This is a genomic window from Mesorhizobium temperatum (genome assembly GCF_002284575.1).
Classification (GTDB): Bacteria; Pseudomonadota; Alphaproteobacteria; order Rhizobiales; family Rhizobiaceae; genus Mesorhizobium; species Mesorhizobium temperatum.
In genome coordinates this window covers 49761-70068 of the sequence record NZ_NPKJ01000033.1, presented here as the reverse complement: position 1 = coordinate 70068, position 20308 = coordinate 49761, and the positions used below count along the sequence as shown (strand labels likewise).

The following is a 20308-nucleotide window of genomic DNA, read 5'->3' as shown; positions in this document are numbered from 1 at the left end:
GAGCACATGATGAAGTCGCTCCCGATCACCATCGACGGCGTCAGCAAGGCTTACGGGACCTACGTCGCACTGGATGATGTTTCGCTCGACATTCAAGCTGGCGAATTCCTCACGCTGCTAGGGCCATCGGGATCGGGCAAGACCACGTTACTCATGGCTCTGGCCGGTTTTGTCCGGCCGGATTCCGGTAAACTCTTGTTGGGCGATCGGGACATTACTCGCCTGGCGCCCAACAAACGCGACATCGGCATAGTATTCCAGAATTACGCCTTGTTTCCCCACATGAATGTCCTGGCGAATGTCGCGTATCCGCTGGCGCTGCGCAAGACGCCGAGAGCGGAGGCGCGTCAGCGGGCGCTTGCCACCCTGGCCCGCGTGAAGCTGGATGGTCTGGCGGAGCGCAATGTTGCCGCACTGTCCGGCGGCCAGCGCCAACGGGTGGCATTGGCGCGGGCTATCGTCTTCGAACCACGCGTGATGCTGATGGACGAGCCGCTGTCGGCGCTCGACAAGAACCTGCGCGAGACCATGCAGTACGAGATCCGGCGTCTGCACGATGATCTGGGGATCACCACAATCTACGTGACCCATGACCAGCGCGAAGCGCTGATTATGTCTGACCGGATTGCGGTGATGAACTCCGGCCGCATCCAGCAGATCGATACGCCGCAGCGGATTTATGATCGTCCATCGACCCGCTTCGTCGCGGAGTTCATGGGCGAGGCTAACATTGTGGCTCCAGGCTCGGTGCGCAGGATCGACGGCGCCGAAGCGTCACGCGAAACTCTGATGATTCGCGCCGAAAGCTTCCATCTTGATACGAAGCTCGTCGGGGGAGACGGAGTGGCTCTCGAAGGAATACTGCGCGCCAAGGCGTTTCGCGGCGAGAACTGGCTTTTGACGCTGGCGCTTGACGGTGGGCAAGAGGTTCTTGTCTGCATTCCGGCAGCGCTGGCCGGCGGCTGCGCCGAGCTTGCCGCCGGTCAGCGGATGACCGCATATGCACCAGCAGCGAAGGTTCACGCGATACCGGGAGCGACAGCGTGACCGTCACTGTGGATCCTGCGCTCGCCGCAGATGCGCGACGCGAGCGGCGATTCTTCCTTTCGCTTTCGCTCCCGGCGCTGTTCATCGTTGGACTGGCGGCGATACTGCCCATCCTTTGGATCATCCGGCAATCTTTCCTGACCACAGGGGGTGAGTACACTGTCGGCAACTACGCGAAAGTGCTTTCGAGCGGACTGACATGGTCGGCGCTCGTCACAACCCTTGAACTGTCCCTCGGCACGCTGGCGATCTGCATTCTTCTGGGCACCCCGCTGGCACTCGCTTTGGCCAGTGCCAGACCAAGGGTGGCCAACGTACTGATGGCCTTCGTCATGCTGCCATTGTGGACCGCTATTCTGGTGCGCACTTATGGCTGGCTCGTGCTCTTGCGGCGTGATGGCCTGATCAACGCGGCGTTGACCGGTTCGGGCCTGACGGCGGAGCCTTTGCCGCTGGTCTATAACTTCACCGGAACGCTGATCGGCATGGTTCACTACATGCTGCCGCTCTTTCTGCTGCCCGTTTATGCTGCGATGCGCGATATCGACCCAAACCTCATTCGCGCGGCAGCGAGCATGGGAGCCACACTCGGGCAGGTGATGCGCACAGTCATAATGCCACTTTCGGCGGGCGGCATCTTCTCGGGTTCGGTCATCGTTCTCATCTATTCCATAGGTTTTTTCATCACGCCGGCGGTGCTTGGCGGCGGCAAGGTAAATCCTCTCTCTACCCGGATCGAGCGTACGCTATCGACCTTTCAGGATTGGGGGTCGGCGAGCGTCCTGGGCATTCTGCTCCTCGTTCTGATGGCGCTGATCGGCGTGATGTTGCTGGCGGCACGGCGCCTGCTGGCCCAGAACACAGTTGATGCCCCCCATGCTTGAGGCCTACCCGCACAACAGACTGGCCCGCATTGTCCTCTGGGGCTTTGCTGCTCTTGTGATGGCATTTCTGATGTTGCCGACGCTCGTGGTGGTGCCGCTTTCCTTCTCGGCGTCGAATCTTCTCGAGTTTCCGCCGCACGCCTACTCGTTGCGCTGGTACGAGAACTTCTTCGGCTCGGCGACGTGGATGGCTGCACTCAGGACGAGCCTGATCCTTGGGACATTGACGGCGCTGATCGCGGTGCCTTTTGCGCTGCTCGGCTGCATCTCAATGAATCGGCTGGGCGGGAAGACTGCTGCGGCCATCCAGAGCGTTCTGCTCACCCCCTCGATCACCCCAGGAATCCTGCTTGCGATCGGCCTCTTTTTTGTGCTGGCGGCACAACGTCTGGTCGGAACGTTGTTCGGTGTGCTGGTCGGACATGTGGTGCTGGCCGTTCCGGTGGCGTGCATTGTGTTGTTGCCCGCCCTGGCTCGCTTTGACTGGAACCAGGTTCAGGCGGCGCGTAGCCTCGGCGCGAACTGGGCCAGAGCTATTGGCGGAATAATCGTTCCGCAACTTCAGATCAGTTTGTTGTCGGCGACATTGATGGCCTTCCTGACGTCGCTCGACGAGTCTGTGATTTCGATCTTCGTCGCAAGTGGTCGCAACAGCACGATGCCGAAGCTCATGTTCGTGTCGCTGCGCGATCAGATCGATCCGACCATTGCGGCGATCTCGACATTGTGGACCGCTATCGTTGTGGTCGTCGTCCTGATCGTGGCTTTTCGCCAAAAATCCTGACCGAGACTGGAAACATGCCTGCAAATCATCACGCAGCCGACGATCTGACGGACATACCTCAGGTAGGGTTGGCCATCATCACCGGGTCGGCAAACTGGGGGCTTGCCTTCCCGGAAGATGTCGAATTCGATGGTGTGCGCACGTTGCAGCGCGACCTGAGTTTTGAAACGCCTTTCGGTCGTACCGACAACTGGAAGTTGCTCGAGTTCGATGCCTCGATTACAGCCGAAGGGAGAGCGAAGCGGGCGTTGTGCATGTATTCGCACGGCAACCCCCGCGATCATATCGACCATTCCTGCCATCGCCGCGCGTTCTGGGTATTGATGCGGGCGGGTGTACGGCAAGTTCTCGCCTGCTCGACCGTTGGCGCCGTCAACAAGGCGATCCAGCCCGGCGACATGGTGGTGACCGCCGATATCATCGAGCTGACGCAGACCCCGTTTTCACTGCTTCCAGACCGCCAGAGCTTCGACTGTTCGGGCAAGCAGATCGTATGTCCAAGATGTGCGGCGGTTCTTGTCGAAACGGCCCGCCGCCATTGGCCAGCCGAATGCCGCGTTCATGGCATCGAACAGCAGTTGGTGGCTGCCCATTGTTATGGGCCGCGACTGACAACCCCAGCCGAGGCTTTGGCGTATCGCGGCATGGGGGCGGATGTGCTTAACCATTCCATCGCCCCTGAGGCCACCTTGGCGCGCGAGATCGGCGCTTGCTTCGTGCCCTGTGCGTTCGTCACCGCGGGCTTCAACGACTATATGGACCGCAATCGCCGGAAATTGCTGCAGGAGGACGTGCTGCCCAATCTCTCCATGACAGCCTCGCGGGTTGCACTGGAGACCGCCGCGCGACTTCCGGCCAATCCGGAATGCTCTTGCCAGGGTTTGAAGTCGCCTCAACCGGCAGAGCGTTCCAGCCGGTTCTGAGCTTTCAGGAGCGTAGTTCGTGGCGGGACCTTAGCCAGGCGGCCTGAATATGCCGTCGATTGCCGGCTCGCCGTCGGTGGTGATGAGGCCGCGGGCCACCAGGTCCTCGAGATGGGCAAGCACCGACAGGCCGGCCGCGCCGTGCAGGCGCGGGTCGGTATCCCTGTAGATCGCCGCGACCATCTCCTTGATCGTCCGGTCGCCGCTTCTGAGCTGCTCCAGGATCGCGCGTTCGCGCATTCGGCGATGCGTCTTCAACTCGCGCATGAAGCTGCGCGGCGCGGTCACCGGCCCGCCGTGGCCGGGCAGGAGCAGGCGGTCGTCGCGCTCGATCAGCCGATCCAGCGAGGCCATATAGTCGGCCATGGCGCCGTCCGGTGGCGCAACGATGGAGGTCGACCAAGCCATGACGTGATCGGCCGAGAACAGGATACTGGTTCCTTCCAGCGCAAAAGCCGCGTGATTGGCGGTATGGCCCGGTGTCAGCACCGTTCTGATCGCCCAACCGTCGCCGTCGATCACCGTATCGTCGGCAAGCGCGATATCCGGATTAAAGGCGGTGTCGGCGCTGGCGTCGAGCGGATTGACCTCGCCTATGCGCAGCGGCCTCGCCGGCCGATGCCGACCTTCGGCCAATACAATTGCGCCGGTGTGCTGCTTCAGCCGCGCTGCCAGCGGAGAATGGTCGCGATGCGTGTGGCTGACGAAAATGTGGCTGACCGGCCTATCTCCGATCACCTCGAGCAATGTCTTGAGATGCGCATCGTCATCCGGCCCCGGATCGATCACCGCCAGCGTCTTGCGTCCGACGATGTAGCTGTTGGTGCCGTAAAAGGTGAACGGGCCGGGATTTTCCGCGGTAATCCGGAGCACGTCGGGCGCAACCGTCACGCCCTGGCCGTAGGACGGATCGAAGTCTGTGTCGAATTTCAGCGCCATGGCCAATGTCGTTCAAGCTCTGTTCCAGAGACGGCAAAACCGATTGCCGCATAACACGGAAGCCAATATAGGAAAACGCAAGGCCGCGATCTGCGGCAGTCCGCAATGAGGAAGACCATGGCAATTGCAACGACACCGCTTGTTTCTCTCGCTCTGCCTGAAAAAGGCGCGGCCCGCCTGGCGACGCAGCTTCTGCTGGCGATCATTGGAACGCTGGTGCTGACCTTGTCGGCCAAGACCAGAGTTCTGCTCGGACCGGTCGACATCTCGATGCAGACCTTAGCCGTCTTTCTGATCGCCGCAGCATTCGGCATGCGCCTCGGCGTCGCCACGCTGCTTCTCTACATGGCGGAGGGCGCCATGGGCTTGCCGGTCTTCCAGGGCACGCCGGAAAAGGGCATCGGCATCGCCTACATGCTCGGCTCGACCGGCGGCTATCTTGCCGGCTTCGTGGTCATGGCGGCGATCGTCGGCTGGGCTGCCGATCGCGGTTGGGATCGCCATCCGATCAAGCTCTTCAACGCGATGCTGGTTGCCGAAATCGTCATGATGGCGATGGGCTTTGCCTGGCTGGCACTGCTCATCGGCCCGGAAAAGTCATGGCAGTTCGGCGTCTTGCCCTTCATCGTCGGCGACCTGATCAAGGTCGGCCTGGCGGCGAGCCTTGTGCCAGCCGTCTGGTCGCTACTCAAACGCCCCTGAACTCTGGTCGATAGATCGGGCGCGGGCACTGATCGAGTGCACGCAACCACAGGATGTGATCGTGGAACGGTCCCGTTTCAGCGACGGCCTGCCGCGAGTTCTCGTCAAAGCAGGCCGCCGCCAAGTGGTCGGTAACGTTTTGCTAACGATACCGTCACACTATGTTCAAATCGACCGATTAAGGACCAGAAGAGCCAGCGGTTCGTCGCGAGCCAGCATAACCAAGCAGCTACATATCGGAGCAATTGCTCGATACCGCTGCTGGATAGCTAAAAAAGAAAGCGGCGCGATGACTTTTAGGCGCAGCTAAAGTAGTGGACAATTAGCAGGATTCGACCAATCGAATCGATTCTCACGACATGGTTGCTTGCTGGTATCTTCGCGCTGTCGTAACGCTTGCCCCGACCGTGCCAAAGACCGCCGAGAAGGATACTTGTGACCAGCCCGGGAAAAACAACTGTTAAGGCGACTGTATCGTTGCAACCACCCGCAACCGGCACCGCAGCACGCTGGTATGCCGCCAGCGTATTTCCGGGAAAAGAAGACGTCGCCGAACGGCATCTCCGGATGCAGGGGTTTCACCCGTTTACGCCTCGCTGCGAGAAGACCACACGTCATGCCCGGCGCATCGAGACGCGACCGGCGGCCTATTTTCCAGGTTACATGTTCATCGCCCTCGATGTCGCGCTGCAGCGGTGGCGCTCGGTCAATGGAACGTTCGGTGTGCGCTCACTCATCATGCAGGGCGAACGGCCATCGCCGGTCCCGTCGGGGTTGGTGGAGCGGTTCATAGCCCTGACCGGCAGGGATGGCCTGCTTGATTTCAGCGGAGGCCTCGCTGCGGGCGCATCGGTTCGGATTCTTTCAGGTCCTTTCGCGGAGATGATCGGTCGCCTTGACCGGCTCGATCCAGCCGGAAGGGCCCGAGTGCTGGTTGCCATCATGAATGGCGAGATCCCTGTTGACATGGATTCAAGGGAACTCGTCGCGATCGCATAACCGCAGCTGACGCCAGGTCATGCGGTGCAAGTGCTGCAAAGTCGGCTCTCGGGTTCACCCGGGAGTGCGGTAGCCATTGTTGGAGCCGAAGGATGTCGATAGACGTGGCAATGCAGAACTGTTGGTTGCCTTCGCGGATGATCAGTTTAATTGGTTAATGGCTTCACGAATTTGAACACCTCCACTATCAACCTGCCCAGCCAGAGGCATATTCTGCTTCGGATGCGCTTTCAGTTGCTTGGCGGATTGACGTTCGCGATCCTGGTTCCAGCGCTCATCCGCATGTCTTTCAATCAGCAAGTAATCTGGTCACCGAATATGCAGGTTACGATTTTTGCTGCATTCATGGCTCACACGGCGGGTTACCTGCTTTACAAGCGCATCGGCAATTTTCCGGGTGTGGCGGCGGCTGGTTACATCCTGCCCACCTTCGCCCTGACTTACGGTCTCGTATTCATGGCCATCTTCTTTTTCAGGTTCGACTATAGCCGCTTCCAGGCCGCGGCGAGTCTCTTTCAGTCGACATTGTGGTATTTTGGTCTGAGCTTGGCCACGCGACGGCTCGACCCATACCGGTTGGCAGTAATCCCCGGTGGAGATGTCGATAGGCTGCAAAGCATACCAGGCGTTAGTTGGCACCGGATTCATTCGCCCGAGACGATTGTCGAATATGCGAGCGGTGTGGTGGCCGATCTTCGAGCCGATCTTTCGGATGAATGGGAACGGTACATCGCCGATCGCGCGCTCTCGGGAACACCCGTCTACCATGTCAAACAGATCAGCGAGTCGCTCACGGGTCGAGTAGAAATAGAGCATCTTTCCGAAAATACATTGGGATCTCTGAATCCAAACCAGGCTTATTTAAAAATAAAGCAGGCCATTGATTGGATTTCAGCACTGCTTATACTTGCCGCTTTCTCGCCATTGCTTTTGTTTGTGGCGATGGCGATAAAGCTCGATTCAGCTGGTCCGGCCTTATTCAAGCAAAAAAGAATGGGGTACAGAGGAAAGATCTACGAGGTTTACAAATTTCGGACGATGAAACTCGGCGCCGCGGTTGTCGATGAAAAGGAAGAGGCCATCACAAAGGCCGGCGATGCGCGCATTACACGCCTTGGGCAGTTCCTGAGAAAATCCAGGATCGATGAATTGCCGCAAGCCATCAACATCTTGCGCGGCGAAATGAGCTGGATCGGACCGCGACCGGAGGCACTCGTTCTATCGAAATGGTACGAGGCTGAGCTGCCATTCTACCGATATCGGCACATCGTCCGGCCTGGCATTACCGGATGGGCGCAAGTCAATCAGGGCCACGTTGCGGCGGTGGACGACGTTCTGGAAAAACTTCACTACGACTTCTACTACATCAAAAATTTCTCCCCTTGGCTCGACGTGCTGATTGTGTTTCGTACCATCCGAACCATGCTGACAGGATTTGGTGCTCGGTAGGCCGAAGAGGCTTACTGATTGCGGGAGGATCATATTATTCGCTTGGAAGACACTCACAATCGCATTCCAGAAATCGCCGGAGAAGCACAATGACTAGGAAGACCGCACTCATTACAGGCATCACCGGCCAGGATGGTGCCTATCTGGCGGAACTTCTTCTGGCAAAGGGTTATGATGTCCATGGCATCAAGCGGCGTTCCTCGTCGTTCAACACCGGTCGCATCGACAATCTCTACCAGGATCCGCATGAGAAGGACGTAAGGCTGTCGCTGCACTATGGCGACATGACCGACGCCACCAACCTCATCCGTATCGTCCAGGAAGTGCAGCCGGACGAGATCTACAATCTCGCGGCGCAATCGCATGTCCAGGTGAGCTTCGAGACCGCGGAATATACCGCGAACGCCGACGCGATCGGCACATTGCGTCTCCTCGAAGCCATCCGGCTGCTTGGCCTGACAAAAAAGACTCGTTTTTATCAGGCATCGACTTCCGAGCTCTACGGCAAGGTGCAGGAGATCCCGCAACGGGAGACGACGCCTTTCTATCCTCGGTCGCCATATGCGGCGGCAAAGATTTACGCCTACTGGATCACCGTGAATTACCGCGAAGCTTATGATATCCATGCTTCCAACGGCATCCTGTTCAATCACGAAAGCCCGATGCGCGGCGAGACGTTCGTCACCCGCAAGATCACGCGCGCGGCTGCTGCAATCAGGCTCGGCCTCCAGGACAAGCTCTACCTCGGCAATCTGTCGGCTGAACGGGATTGGGGGCATGCCCGCGATTACGTCGAAGGCATGTGGAGAATCCTTCAGCATGAAATGCCGGACGACTACGTCCTTGCAACCGGCGTAAAGAATTCGGTCCGCCGCTTTGTCGAGCTTGCATTCAGCGAGGTCGGGATCGAGATCGAGTGGGTTGGTTCCGGTATTGACGAAAAAGGCGTCGATGCAAAATCAGGCGCTGTCCTGATCGAGGTGGATCCGCGCTATTTCAGGCCGACCGAAGTTGAGCTGCTGATCGGCGATCCTTCGAAAGCGGAGCGCGTTCTCGGGTGGAAGGCAACAACCTCGCTCGATGCGATGGTCCAGGAAATGGTTCAGTCCGACCTCGAAACGGTAAGACGGGAATCCGAACACCGGCGCCTGGATGAGGACCGCATTCGCGTTGCGGCACAGTAAGCGACGTTGGGCCGGGTCGACATGAAAATCTCGGTCTTGACCGTCTGTTGGAACTCCGCGGCGACAATCAGGCATACGATCGATAGCTTTTTTGCCCAGGATCATCAGGACAAAGAGCTGGTGGTCATCGACGGCAATTCGTCGGACGAGACGTTGTCAATTGTCCGGTCTTACCCACCGGACCAGATCCGGCTGATCAACGAGCCAGACAGCGGAATGTATGATGCACTCAACAAGGGGCTGCGTCTCTATACCGGAGACGCGGTAGGCGTGCTGAATTCAGACGATTGTTTCCATGACCATACTGTGCTGACGCGAATTTCGGCAGAACTCGAACAGGCCGACATCGTGCATGGCGATCTGGATTTTGTTGAAAATCATTTCAGCAAGCGGGTCATCCGGCGATGGCGTGCCGCCCCCAGACCCGCCAAGGGCTTTCGGACCGGATGGATGCCAGCCCATCCAACGTTCTACGTCAAGCGGAAGGTGGCGGACGCGGTCGGTGCATTCGATCTCAGTCTCAAAGTGGCATCGGATTATGATTGGATGTTGAGAGCTGTTGAACTCCATGGATTCCAGACCGCTGCAACCAGCCACGTGTTGGTGGACATGATGGTTGGCGGGGCCAGCACACGGAGCCTCGGCTCCTATATCGGACACAATTTTGAGGCCCTGCGGTCGCGGCGCCAATGGCTGCGCTCCGGACCAGTTGACTATGCACTCGTTGCGAAGCCAGTGCGCAAGCTGGGGCAGTTCTTCGGCATTAACAGTACCGGCACCGCCAAGCAAAGCCGGCATGGAGTAAGCTGAATAGTGGCTTCGATAGGTGATCTCCATGCCTCGAAGGTCGGTCCAGAGGTGAAGCGCAATTACGTTCACGTATCTGCGCGCAGCGGCCACCGCCAATTCTATCAGGATCTCTTTGCCGGCCTATTTGGCCTCGACCCGGTAATGGGACGCATTGGGCCTCGACTGTGGCTCGACCTCGTTAGGGCCCGCCATCTTCTGTTTGCGACGATAGACGACGACTACGCTGGTTTTATAGCAGTCGCGTTGGCGAGATCGCTGATTGGGCGGCGGACAGTTGGGCTTTTTCTCAGGCCGTCCAAATGCTTCGACGGTGGAAGGCTCGTTTACCGCCTCAAGAGATGGGCTTTCCAGTGCTTGCGGCGTTTGCCCCACCTGTCGCTCTTCACGATTTTGCCGTTCAAATTTGATCTTCGATTTGCCCAAGTCGCGCACGGGTGGGTACACGACCCTCAGATGTGGGACGTGCATGACGGCGCGGCGCTTACCGAAACTAGCCAACTGTCACGCGACGTGCTGGCCGCGGCCGGCGGGCGCGCCATCTTGTGCTTCCTGGGCAGCGTGAGAAAGTCGAAGGGATTCGAATTCCTGGTCAACACCCTCACTGACCACCCAGATCTCGCGAAAGATGTTTTTGTGGTGGCCGTCGGGCGCGTCGATCCGGCCTGTGGCGGGGACTGCGCTCGCCTGATTTCTGCCGGCGGAATGGTGGTCGACCGGTTCATGTCGGACGACGAACTTCTGAGCCTGTACAAAACTTGCGATTTCGCCTGGTGCTGCTACGAGCCCGACTACGACCAGGCCTCCGGCATATTCGGACGAAGCGTACAACTGGGTACACGTCCGATTATCCGCAAGGGCGCTTATCTCGAGAAATATGCGCAAGAAGGTGCAGTTGCACCGGTGTGTCTGGTTTACGGCGATACCCGTGACGCTGCAGCCAATATCGCAGCCGCCGCAGCCAATCGATCCGACAAGCCCGGGCGGCTGGGCGAAATCGTCGGCGGCTGGCGGGCCGATTTTGTGCAGAAAATCCGTGCGGCGCTTTGACCCGCGGGCGCATGTGCGTCAACGCCGCTGAGCCGGGTATTTGGCCGCCGCTATGTAAGTTCTGAGGATCGAGATAAAGGCTGATCATGTTACAATTCTTGGGTCCCAAGACGAAGACATCATTGCGCGATGTAGGGCGGCGGTTCGGGTTTGACGTCCGCCTGAATGGCATTAATTCGCGCGATGATTTGCGTTTTGTGCACTTCCTTCACATGCATGAAGTCGATCTCGTAATCGATGTCGGCGCCAACAAAGGCCAGTTCGGCACGATGCTGTTTGCGTCGGGGTTCCAAGGCTCGATAATTTCATTCGAACCGCTGCCAGATGCGCATTCCGAGCTCATGCGCACGGCCAAGGCGTTTGACGAACGGTGGATGGTGGGACCTGCTGTTGCGCTGAGCGACACTACCGGGGAGGCGACGTTCCACGTTACGGAAGCAGCGACGAGCAGTTCGTTGCACGAGCCGCGCGAGTCGTTCGTGGAACATACCCCTCGGGTGGCCGTCGCCAAGCGGATCGTGGTCAAGACAGAGCGGCTCGATGCCTTCGCGAGTATGATCGGCCGTGCTGGCAAGCGAGCGTTCCTGAAACTTGACGTGCAGGGCGCTGAAGCGGCTGTTCTTGCAGGTGCCCCCACCGTCCTGCCGCAACTACGAGGCGTCCTGTCGGAATTGTCGCTGGTCGAACTCTATGCGGGTCAAGCGACAGCTCTGGAGGTGCATCAGCTCATTGCCGGCGGTGGGTTCGAATTGTGGGATGTCTGGCAAGGATATCGAAACCCGCGGACGCAGCGCTTAACACAGATAGATGCCCTGTATTTTCGTGCAAGCGCCGGGCTTGAAATTTGAAAATGTGCAAGCTGACATGAGAGTGTGGCTAGATCCAAATCAGAGCCTTCCCAACATCAAAGCAACCACTGGGACGGCTGCCGCACCGATTGCTCGAACACTATGAATGTTGTTCAGATTGTTGGCTGCGCGCTCAACACTGGTGCGGGTCGAGGAATCCGCGCCGTGCATGAAGCCTTATTGGATGCAGGAATTCGTTCTCACATCCTAGGAAGGGTTGAGCGGGACCTTCCGGAGAGCTTGTTCGCCAGAAGAGTTCCCTTGCTGCAGCGTCTGCCTGTTGGTGTTAAGAACCGTTTCTACAAATGGGATTTGATGCGGCGGTTCGGCGAGAATCCGCCGAATTTCCATCCCATCTCCCACGGCCTCCGGCTGCACAGTTCGCCGGAATATCGGAAAGCTGATGTTATCCATGTCCAGTGGGCTCACGCGCCCACGCTTGGGCCGGCATTCTGGCGCGCGACTAGGCGCGAAAAACGGCCGGTGGTCTGGACACTTCGCGACATGTGGCCGTTCACTGGCGGATGTCATTTCGCAGGTCTCTGCGAGAAATATACCAGTGGTTGTGGCCAGTGCCCACTCTTGGGTGGAGGGGACGAGAGGATCACGTCTGACGATGTTGCATTCAAGGCCGAGCACTACGGCCCACAATCGGTATTTGTTGCGATCAGCGACACGATCGCCGAGCAGGCCCGAAAGAGTACGGTTCTGTGCGAGCGTGATATACGTGTAATCCCCAACAGTGTGCAAATGAGCCAGCTTCGCGCAATGGACAAGGCGCAGGCGCGTAGCGCATTGGGACTCCCAGCGAACAAATTCGTAATCGCCTCAGGTGCTTTGAATCTAGCAGATCCGCGCAAAGGCGCGGATATCATGCGTCACCTGCTGCATGTTTACCGAGATAACAAAAACGTTCACTGGTGTTTGTTTGGCAAGGGACTTGCAGAACTGGTCGATCCGGTGCCTGAAAACTGCACAGGTTTTGGCCTCATCCGCGATGAAGTCACTCTTAACCAGATATATTCGGCGGCCGATGTGTTCGTGATGCCCTCACTTCAGGAGTCATTCGGCAAGGTCACGGTCGAGGCGATGGCATGCGGAACTCCTGTCATCGGGCTCTTTAAAACGCCAGCCGAGGAGATCATCAGCCACGGGCAGACCGGATGGTTGGTAAAGCACGGTGACGCTGATGCAGTAGCGGCCGCTATTGAGACAGCACGGGCCCTGCCAGTTCCATCATTAAGGAATTTTGGAGTGAGCGCACGCGCCGCCGTGATCGACAGATACTCACCAGAGGCTATCGCCCGTCGCTATATCGACCTGTATGAATCCTTGTTGAGTGGTGATCAAGCATGACCCGTGCCACACGTAACCGTCCTGAAGCGTGCCCGGGTCCTGAGGCTTCTGGTCACAGTCGTCGTCGCGCGATGCGGTGCTGGCCATGCCTCGATCTGTAACGGTACCATGCGGAACTCCGACTCGGATTCGTCAGACGTCAGTCGAAAAGATCATCTGGCAAGTGGGAAGTATGAACGAACCTTATCGTGCGTAAGATCTTTATAGCGTTCCGAACGTTTTCAAGTCTGGTTAGACGATACTGGAGGTTTATTTCAAACTCACTCTGGTTGATTTCCGACAGGCTGCTAGCAAGTCTGATAGGGCTTTTAGTTGTGGCGGTAGTGGCTCGCTATCTCGGGCCGAGCGAATTTGGATTGCTATCCTATACGTTCTCTACGGCACTCCTGTTTGCGGTCGTGGGACAACTTGGGCTCGACGGACTAGTCATTCGAGAAATCGTCAACCGCCCTGACGACGTGCCACGCGTACTCGGCACAGTGTTCGTCCTGAAATTCTCCGGGCATTTGCTGGGAGCCGCTGGTTTGGTCGTCTATGCGCTGTCTATCGGCGTGCATTCGACTGAGCGTGCAATGTTGTTTTTGGCCGCAGCCTTCATACCCTTGGCGTCGCTGTCAGGGTTCTTCGGCCTCTGGTTTCATTCGCGCGTTCAGGCCCGGTACAGTGCCATTTCCTCCAGCATATCCGCGCTACTGGTCGGCCTGGGAAAACTCGGTCTTGTATGGAGCGGGGCTGCAGTGATGGCGTTCGCCGCTGCAAATGTGGTCCAGGTGTTGATTGCGGCCATGCTCTCGTTTCGCTTTTACAAGCGGCAGAAAGGTCCGCCTTTGTCGGCATGGCGGTTCTCTCCGGCATTGGCGAAGGTGCTGCTCTCCGAGAGCTGGATGCTTTTTCTTGGATCCATATTTGCGATCGTCTACCTAAAAATCGATATGATCATGCTTCGCTGGCTGGCCGGGCCGGCAGAGGTTGGTACCTATGCGGTGGCGGCGACCCTTTCCGAGGCAGCATACTTCGTGCCGGCCGCGTTGGTCGCCAGTGTGTTCCCCAAGCTGATCGAGTCCGCGAAAACCGATCAGGATTTGTTCGGCAGGCAGCTTCAGACCGTTTTCGATGTCTTGTGGCTCGCGGGACTTGGCATGATCGCCACGATGTTCTTGCTTGGCGGGCCGCTTATCCGGCTCCTTTTTGGAGCTCAGTACGATGCATCGATCCCGGTGCTGCTGGTTCATGTCCTGTCTGCGCCCTTCTTGTTCATGCGAATCGCATTTACGAGATGGACCATCATAGGAGGCGGCGCCACATTCTTCATGTTAACCGAAGGCCTCGGTGCGCTTACAAACGTGGCTTTTAATTTTCTTCTCATTCCCCACTATGGGAGTATTGGTGCCGCGCTTGCGACGCTCGTGTCATATGCAACGGCCACCTACCTCGCCTTGGCCATCCCACGCCGAACGAGGCCGATTTTCGTAATGATGTCGCGCTCCGCCTTTATGCCGTGGCGCGCTCCCAAAGATTTCTTCAATTATGTAAGACGAAGCGCCCATGCCTGATCGATCAGTCAGTCCAACGGCAGGACCTCTTGGCGTTCAATTGCAGCTCGGGTGAACGGGCGTCCTTGTCAGTTTCAATGGCCGAAAGAAGTGGAGTTACGAGCGCATGACAGTGCTAAACAGGGTAGCGACAAAGTGGAACCACTTTGCGCAAGCTTCCAACAATACGCGAGCTGCGGTAGAATTATCCCGGCTTGGTCTGCCGTACTTGCCATGGTCCGACGCGTCCCTGCTTCCTTCTGCCCTGCAGGTCGTGCTCAACGAAATTGAAATCAATGCTCGCAAGACAGTCGCGGAATTTGGAAGTGGTATTTCCACGATTTACATTGCGCAGATCCTGTCACGGCTTGGCGGCCGGATTGTCAGCTTCGAGACCGACGCAGAATGGGCGACTTTCGTTGAGAACCGCCTCGCAGCGTTGAGCCTGTCCGAATTCGCCACAGTCGTTCGCGCGCCATTGGGACCCTGCACCTTGAGCAAAAATGGCTTGAGCTGGTACGATCAATCGATCGTCGCAGCGGCTGTACAGGATCTGTCGATTGATTGTGTGGTCGTCGATGGCCCGCCTGCTTACAAGACGGGATATGAATTGGCGCGTTATCCAGCACTTCCTGCACTTGAGGCACACCTCGCGCAAGATTACGTGGTGTTTCTCGATGATATCCATCGGCTGGGGGAGCAAGAGATATTACGGCTCTGGGCGGGTCTTTTCGGCATCGAATTCAGTTGCTATTTTTCCAAAGGTAACATAGCCCGCGGTATCCACGGCGTGGCACACTTCACCGTGTGAGTATACCCATTTCGGATTCCTCCGCATTGGACTCCACATGACGCGCGCGAAAATTATCTGCAGTCCTCTCCCGGAAGCACATGACGGCGAAGCTGTTGCAATGCCGCCCGTGCGTTATCGATTGCGAACAGACGTGTTCGTCAAAACGACTGGATATGCCTCAAGTAAATGCGATTGGCATTGCAGCATTGCTGTTTGAGCCGTGGCGAAGTTTGCGATCCGACGTTCCTCTGGGGGTTGTCGCTGGAATCGTTGTTGGGCTGATCGCTAGCTTGTTCACGTCTCTCATCGGGGATGCCCATTCCATAGCGGGCACTAAGCTCATTACGGTGGCGGCTCTTAGGCTCCGCCGCGAGCATCGTTTTAATGCAGATAGTCGTGACACTTATTATCTCCATCACGTTCGCGGATTCGGTGGCCTAAATGACGGAGCAAAAGTAGAATACAATGATCTTTAGCCGCCTATCCAGCGCTTCGATGGCATTTGTTCTGCTGTTTCCGACAGTTGGCTACTATACACTTGCTACATATGTGAATTTCATTATACCAGAAGGTAGTATTGGAGGTATTGCAATTAGAGTCATTTCTCTAGTTGTATTGCTGACCGCGTATGCACGACTTAGCCCAAGGATGACGAGGCCGGTTCTTCCAATTCTCTCATATGCATCTATATTTCTATTTATTTACTCATTTAGATTAATACAAAACATATATGTCGATGATATTTACTCTGGTCAGCGTGCGATATTAGTTATGTCAATATTTTTTCTTTCAGGAATCATACCGGCATATTTGTTGGCAGCAATAGAAAGAGGTATAAATGATCGCGAACTGGCCTGGGCTACTTCGGCGTTCTCTTTCGCGTTCGTGGTTGGGATAATCATCAACCGCGATGCGCTTGCTATGACATCTGAGAGTAGAATGACGCTGGATAAAGTGAACCCAATAGCACTTGCGTATGTGTCGTCCAGTTTCCTTTTGTTTTATTTTCTGCGCTTTACAAAGTCGAAATGGACAATACTAGAGGCTCTTTCTATCGTTCCTATCCTGCTGGTGGTTGTGTCGCTCTCGCGATCGCGCGGCATGATGATCTCTACGGCGATTACTTTCCTAGTTTACGTTCTGGTGCTCAAAGGAAACCGGAGAATATGGGCCGTAGCAGGACTGGCAACCGCTGCTGTCATGGTGCTGACATTTCTCAGCCCTGAATACCAATCTATAGTATTTGAAGCGCTGAGCAGGATCGACGTGGACAATGACATGTCGACCGCCGGCAGGGCGCTGGCATTTAAAGGAGCATGGGCTCAATTCCTTGAGAATCCTTTCTTCGGCCGCTACGTGGTTGAGCGGCTGACCGGCTATTATCCCCACAATATATATATTGAGTCTTTGATGTCAGTCGGTTTGGTCGGAACGGTACCCTTTGCTATCCACCTCGTTATGGCATTGAGGTCGTCAATTGGGCTAATTCGTAATTCAGAGGGGTCTTTTGCCGGAGCATTCGTCGCGTTGCTGTTTATAAGAGAAGCGGTGGGCGCTGCCGCGAGTGGCGGAATTTGGAGTGTTTCAGGATTTTGGATAAGCTCTTTTTTGGTCATAGTGATGTGGCAAAGTAAGAAAGTAGCTTTGACTAGATCAGCCTTTGATGCCCGTTCACTTGAAAGTATCAACGCAAGGGTCAGATATTTGCGAGGCAGGGGCTCGGCATGAGGTTTATAGTCGTACAACCTTCAGTTCCATTTTATAGGCTTGGGCTATTTAGCCGTCTAGCGAGCGAGTTGGGAAGGGATTTCACCGTATATGCATCATTTGAAGATCTAGGGGTGCTTAGCGAATCAACGTCGCTACCTGAATGGAAGACCTCGCTTGGTTCTATTTTTGCGATCGCTCCTGGTCTGTTCTGGCAGCGAGGCGCCTTATCGTTTCCCATTCAGCGAGATGACATAGTCGTTGTTTCCGGAGCGCCCCGCTGCATCTCCAATCTAGCACTGTTGGTCAAGGCACGGCTTCTAGGTGCCAAAACTGTGTGGTGGGGGCACTACTGGTCCGCAACTAGCCGAAACTGGAGCTCGCGGCTACGTTTGTTTGCGATGCGCTTCGCAGATTCGGTGTTGTTTTACACAGACGGGGAGGTCGAGGCGCATCGCGCAATGAGACGTCGCAACGACCGTCAACTCGTGTTTGCGTTAAATAATGGCGTTGAAACAACTGGAATTGCAGAATTTCGCGCTCTGTATGATGCGGAACGACGTCCGCGCGATTTACTATTTATTGGAAGAATTACCAAAAAGTGCGAGCTTAATCTATTGTTGGAGTCGCTGACCCATTCGAAATGTGCTTCTGTAACCCTGGACATAGTCGGAGCTGGCGAAGATAAAGACGCGTTACAGTCTCGCCTTGCCGAGAGTCAACTTGGTGACAGGGTGGTGTTGCACGGGGGCATGACCGACGAGGCCCGGATTGCTGAGATAGCGAACCAATGCAAGCTCTTCGTGTATCCTGGCAGCGTCGGGTTAAGTCTGATACATGCCCTCGCTTACGGCCTGCCCAGCGTGGTGCATGATGATCGCAAGACTCACATGCCGGAAATTGCTGCGCATGAAGAGCGAGTCAATGGGTTTTTATTTCGCAAAGGTAATGCGGAATCGCTCGCCAATACTATTGCAAACGCCCTGGCATCGCCGAAAGAACTTAATAGAATGTCTGGTGCGGCGTTGAAGACAACTAGTGAATCGTTTAATACCGCCGATATGGCGCGTCGTTTTTTGAAAATGTTTCGCGACATGGCGGCGTCTAGGCGTTGAAGATGTTTCATTTAGGTGCTTCAAAGGCTGCATTTTAAATTGCCCAAGATTATTCATACGATCTCCTCGATGGCAAGTGAGGCTGCCGGCACGACGATATGCGTGCGGAGGCTAGTCCAGGAAAGCATAGAGGCGGGCTGGCCAGCGGAAGTGGTGACCATCGAAGACGCAGATCTGTCGACCAATCAAAGCAACACAGGGTTCAAACTGCACGCATTTGAATCGAACTTCCGCAACTTGCCCTTGGTTCGCCGGTTAGGCGTGTCTCGCGCTCTTATTCCAGGGCTCGAGGCATTAGCCCGGGATGCGGCGGTTATTCATAATCACGGCCTTTGGATGATGCCAAACGTGGCATCTGGAATAGTCTCGAGCCGTGAAAGACTACCGCTTGTCATCAGTCCTCATGGGATGTTGGGGCCTGGCGCCTTGCAGTTTTCTCGCTGGAAGAAGCGCCTCTTTTGGTATCTGTTTCAGAAATCAGCTGCGGCTAGTTGCGCCTGTTGGCACGCTACAAGCGAGAAAGAGCTGGAGGATATTCGCTCATTCGGACTGAAAGCACCTGTGGCTGTCATTCCCAACGGAATTGACGATATGCTGCCTGCGGGACCCCTTGCTCATCGGAATACTGAAGCGCGCACCTTGCTATTTTTGGGACGCCTGCATCCCAAGAAGGGCGTCGATAGTCTATTACGTGTATGGTCTGGCCTTTCGTCGGAGTTTCCGGGTTGGCGCCTTGAGATTGCTGGGCCTCTCGATAATTCGTATGCGGCCGCCTATGAGAAGCTGGTGCGAGAAACGGCCGTTCCCAGGGTTAAATTCACCGGAGGGGTTTTTGGTCAGACGAAACTGGAAGCGTACCAGAAGGCAGAACTGTTTGTTTTGCCGACCCTTGATGAGAATTTTGGGATGACAGTGGCTGAAGCTCTCGTTTGCGGAACGCCGGTCGTTTGTTCGAGGGGCGCGCCTTGGTCTGAACTTGAGTCGCGTGGATGTGGTTGGTGGCCGGAGATTGGGGATTCTCCACTCGAGTATGCCCTTCGCGATGCCATGCACTTGTCGATGGACAAACTGTCGAAGATGGGCCAGCGGGGTCGGAGCTGGATGCTGAGCGACTATCGCTGGAATTCGATCTCCGATCGGATGCTGAGCGTTTACTCTTGGCTTCTTGGTCGCGGTAGCCGCCCCGATTGCGTTTTTCTATGATTTTTTCCTTTAAGATGCGTGATTCGCGACCGCCCGAATTTTCGAGTAAGCTCACTTCTTGGCGGGATTGATCTCGATCCAGATCTCCAATGGTATTGCCGCATTGCAGATCGTGCTGTTAAGGATTGAAATGGAAATAGACATGGAGCGACAGATGACGTCGCGCGCGGTTTTGCTACCGGCCCTATTAAAGAAGGCCCTTCACAAAGTCCGGCGAACTGTGCACCAACCTCGCGTATCTATTTCTGGCGCCCAAACAATGCGGCTCGGATCGGCGTATGGGGGATGGGATTTCATCGACGGGGAGGAGTTGCATGGCTCAACAGTGATCAGTTGTGGACTCGGAGAGGACGCCAGTTTCGACGTAGAGTTCGCGGCAAAATACGGTGCGCAGGTAATCATACTTGATCCCACCCCCCGGGCCATCGCCCACTACCAGGCGATTGTGGATCGAATCGCCCGCGGCGAACTGGTGCCGACTACAAGCGACCCGTGGCATCCAGGGAGGTACGATCTAACCAACATTAGGCCTTGGCAGCTGTTGCTGGTACGAAAAGCGTTATGGATAGAGGAGACATCTCTTAAATTCTTTGCGCCGTCTGATCCAACACACGTTAGCCACTCAATCATCGACTTTCAGAACAACTACCAAATGACGGGCACTCATATCCACGTTAGCGCCTTAACTATTGAAGCGATCTGCAGGGATCATAGCATAACAAAGCTGCCGTTATTAAAACTGGATATAGAAGGTGCAGAGGTTGATGTTCTAAAGCACATGATGCTCGGCAAAGTACGCCCCTCACAGATACTAGTCGAGTTTGATGAACTGACTCGCCCTTCGAAACGATCCACGGCGCGCTTTTTCGAAGGTCACGGGGCGCTGTTAAACGCCGGCTACCAATTGTGTTACAGGAAAGGTGCAAACTATCTCTACAAGCATGTTGGCTCGTCTGCGTCAGAGAAAAGTCCGTAGCGCTTCCTTT

Annotated in this window: 19 protein-coding genes; 18 read left to right on the top strand and 1 reads right to left on the bottom strand. The window is 56.1% G+C overall.

Annotated elements, in window-relative coordinates; translation table 11 throughout:
* Positions 1-9 precede the first annotated feature (9 nt).
* The 4 genes from CIT26_RS09545 to CIT26_RS09530 are packed head-to-tail and all read left to right on the top strand — an operon-like array spanning position 10 to position 3638.
* Positions 10-1047: an ABC transporter ATP-binding protein gene (locus tag CIT26_RS09545; protein ID WP_095492347.1), complete on the top strand. Its 1038-nt coding sequence runs from the start codon at positions 10-12 to the stop codon at positions 1045-1047.
* Positions 1044-1931: an ABC transporter permease gene (locus tag CIT26_RS09540; RefSeq protein WP_095492346.1), complete on the top strand. Its 888-nt coding sequence runs from the start codon at positions 1044-1046 to the stop codon at positions 1929-1931. The genes CIT26_RS09545 and CIT26_RS09540 overlap by 4 nt, the downstream gene beginning before the upstream one ends.
* Positions 1924-2715 carry an ABC transporter permease gene (locus CIT26_RS09535; RefSeq protein ID WP_095492345.1) on the top strand — a complete coding sequence of 264 codons (792 nt, stop codon included), beginning with the start codon at positions 1924-1926 and terminating at the stop codon, positions 2713-2715. Before CIT26_RS09540 ends, CIT26_RS09535 begins: the two co-directional genes overlap by 8 nt.
* A complete protein-coding gene (locus tag CIT26_RS09530) occupies positions 2658-3638 on the top strand; it encodes a phosphorylase family protein (protein ID WP_245319305.1) in 981 nt (326 codons plus the stop codon). Before CIT26_RS09535 ends, CIT26_RS09530 begins: the two co-directional genes overlap by 58 nt.
* A gap of 30 nt (positions 3639-3668) precedes the next feature.
* Here CIT26_RS09530 and CIT26_RS09525 read toward each other — a convergent pair whose 3' ends face one another.
* Complete coding sequence (locus CIT26_RS09525) at positions 3669-4577, bottom strand: MBL fold metallo-hydrolase (RefSeq protein ID WP_095492343.1); 909 nt, start codon at positions 4575-4577, stop codon at positions 3669-3671.
* Positions 4578-4694: 117 nt separating this feature from the next.
* On the opposite strand from CIT26_RS09525, the gene CIT26_RS09520 reads away from it, so the two are divergent.
* The 14 genes from CIT26_RS09520 (at position 4695) to CIT26_RS09455 (ending at position 20298) form a co-directional block, all read left to right on the top strand.
* Complete coding sequence (locus CIT26_RS09520; RefSeq protein WP_095492364.1) at positions 4695-5279, top strand: biotin transporter BioY; 585 nt, start codon at positions 4695-4697, stop codon at positions 5277-5279.
* A 435-nt stretch (positions 5280-5714) separates the two neighbouring features.
* Positions 5715-6278: a transcription termination/antitermination protein NusG gene (nusG, locus tag CIT26_RS09515; protein WP_167391346.1), complete on the top strand. Its 564-nt coding sequence runs from the start codon at positions 5715-5717 to the stop codon at positions 6276-6278.
* A 150-nt stretch (positions 6279-6428) separates the two neighbouring features.
* Positions 6429-7727, top strand: coding sequence for a sugar transferase (locus CIT26_RS09510; RefSeq protein WP_245319303.1), 1299 nt, complete (start codon positions 6429-6431; stop codon positions 7725-7727).
* An 89-nt stretch (positions 7728-7816) separates the two neighbouring features.
* Positions 7817-8911, top strand: coding sequence for a GDP-mannose 4,6-dehydratase (gene gmd, locus CIT26_RS09505; protein ID WP_095492341.1), 1095 nt, complete (start codon positions 7817-7819; stop codon positions 8909-8911).
* A gap of 21 nt (positions 8912-8932) precedes the next feature.
* The gene (locus CIT26_RS09500; RefSeq protein ID WP_143747814.1) at positions 8933-9721 is read left to right on the top strand and encodes a glycosyltransferase family 2 protein; all 789 of its coding nucleotides are present in this window, start codon (positions 8933-8935) and stop codon (positions 9719-9721) included.
* A 48-nt stretch (positions 9722-9769) separates the two neighbouring features.
* Positions 9770-10768 carry a glycosyltransferase family protein gene (locus CIT26_RS09495; RefSeq protein ID WP_143747813.1) on the top strand — a complete coding sequence of 333 codons (999 nt, stop codon included), beginning with the start codon at positions 9770-9772 and terminating at the stop codon, positions 10766-10768.
* 86 nt (positions 10769-10854) lie between these two features.
* Positions 10855-11616, top strand: coding sequence for an FkbM family methyltransferase (locus tag CIT26_RS09490; RefSeq protein WP_095492338.1), 762 nt, complete (start codon positions 10855-10857; stop codon positions 11614-11616).
* A 102-nt stretch (positions 11617-11718) separates the two neighbouring features.
* A complete protein-coding gene (locus CIT26_RS09485; protein WP_095492337.1) occupies positions 11719-12972 on the top strand; it encodes a glycosyltransferase in 1254 nt (417 codons plus the stop codon).
* Between the two features lie 188 nt (positions 12973-13160).
* Complete coding sequence (locus CIT26_RS09480; RefSeq protein WP_095492336.1) at positions 13161-14525, top strand: flippase; 1365 nt, start codon at positions 13161-13163, stop codon at positions 14523-14525.
* A 106-nt stretch (positions 14526-14631) separates the two neighbouring features.
* Positions 14632-15315 carry a class I SAM-dependent methyltransferase gene (locus CIT26_RS09475; protein ID WP_095492335.1) on the top strand — a complete coding sequence of 228 codons (684 nt, stop codon included), beginning with the start codon at positions 14632-14634 and terminating at the stop codon, positions 15313-15315.
* Between the two features lie 477 nt (positions 15316-15792).
* A complete protein-coding gene (locus CIT26_RS09470; protein WP_167391344.1) occupies positions 15793-17025 on the top strand; it encodes an O-antigen ligase family protein in 1233 nt (410 codons plus the stop codon).
* Between the two features lie 440 nt (positions 17026-17465).
* Complete coding sequence (locus tag CIT26_RS36495; RefSeq protein WP_167391343.1) at positions 17466-18119, top strand: glycosyltransferase family 4 protein; 654 nt, start codon at positions 17466-17468, stop codon at positions 18117-18119.
* Positions 18120-18188: 69 nt separating this feature from the next.
* Positions 18189-19322, top strand: a complete 1134-nt coding sequence (locus CIT26_RS09460; RefSeq protein ID WP_245319310.1) for a glycosyltransferase — start codon at positions 18189-18191, stop codon at positions 19320-19322.
* A gap of 58 nt (positions 19323-19380) precedes the next feature.
* Positions 19381-20298 (top strand): FkbM family methyltransferase, encoded by a 918-nt coding sequence (locus CIT26_RS09455; RefSeq protein ID WP_143747811.1) that lies wholly within the window; start codon positions 19381-19383, stop codon positions 20296-20298.
* Positions 20299-20308: the final 10 nt, after the last annotated feature.